This window comes from Bradyrhizobium sp. HKCCYLRH3099 (genome assembly GCF_051167855.1).
Classification (GTDB): Bacteria; Pseudomonadota; Alphaproteobacteria; order Rhizobiales; family Xanthobacteraceae; genus Bradyrhizobium.
Genome location: NZ_JBNPTW010000040.1, coordinates 1 through 1,030 on the forward strand (window position 1 = coordinate 1; position 1,030 = coordinate 1,030).

General features: G+C 57.2%; 1 protein-coding gene. It reads left to right on the forward strand.

Features of this window, described 5'->3' with window-relative positions; genetic code table 11:
* Positions 1-88: 88 nt before the first annotated feature.
* Positions 89-1,030 (forward strand): IS630 family transposase gene (locus tag ACQR1Y_RS34640; RefSeq protein WP_434880148.1). Its coding sequence is split into 2 segments (ribosomal slippage), with 941 coding nucleotides annotated over them: positions 89-424 and positions 426-1,030; the frame shifts between segments, so codons are not numbered across the junction. This gene is flagged as partial in the annotation.

Consider the following 1,030-nt stretch of genomic DNA (forward strand, 5'->3'; position numbering starts at 1 on the left):
AGAACATGATGTTTTTTGCCGGAATCAGGATTCCCCAGGCGGTGAACTTCTGATTCAAATTCCATGCTGGAGCCGGAGGCCAGCACGGATGACACGGCCCTATTCGGAAGACATTCGCGAACGCGCTCTGGCGCGCGCGGATGCAGGTGAGACGGTCCGCTCGATCGCGCAGGCGCTTCGGATCAGCCCGTCCTGCATCAGCAAGTGGAAGAACCTCAGACGACAGACTGGAGGCGTCGCTCCGGGAAAAATCGGTGGCCACAAGAAGCGGACTTTATCCGGGGCCCATGCCGAATGGCTTCGCAAACGTATTCGTTCCGGTCCATTCACCTTGCGCAAGTTAATAGCTGAGCTGGCCGAGCGTGGCATCCGGACCGATGTGCGGGCCGTGTGGACCTTCGTCCACGCCGAAGGCCTGAGCTTCAAAAAAAACGATGCGGGCGGCGGAGCAGGATCGTCCTGATATCGCTCGTAAGCGATCACGCTGGAAAGCTCACCAAGGCAAGATTGATGTGTCTCGCCTGGTCTTTATCGATGAGACCTGGATCAAGACCAATATGGCCCCGCTGCGTGGTTGGGGACCATGCGGGCAGCGGCTTGAGGCATCTGTGCCGTTCGGTCACTGGAAAACGATGACATTTATCGCAGCACTGCGCTGCGATCGGATCTCGGCACCCTGGGTCATCGATGGTCCGATCAACGGCGAACTCTTCACGCTCTATGTCGAGAAGGAGCTGGCTCCGACCTTGGTCAAGGGAGATGTCGTGATTCTCGACAATCTCGGAAGCCACAAAGGAAGGGAAGCTCGCGACCTCATCCGCGCAAGAGGAGCGCACCTGCTCTTCTTGCCTCCCTACAGTCCTGACCTCAATCCGATCGAGCAGGTCTTCGCCAAACTCAAGCACCTGATGCGAGACGCAGAACCTCGCACCATCGAAGCGACTTGGCGAAAAGCTGGAGATCTCCTCGATCTCTTCCCGGAAAAGGAGTGCGCCAACTATCTCAGAAACTCAGGATATGTTTCCGTATA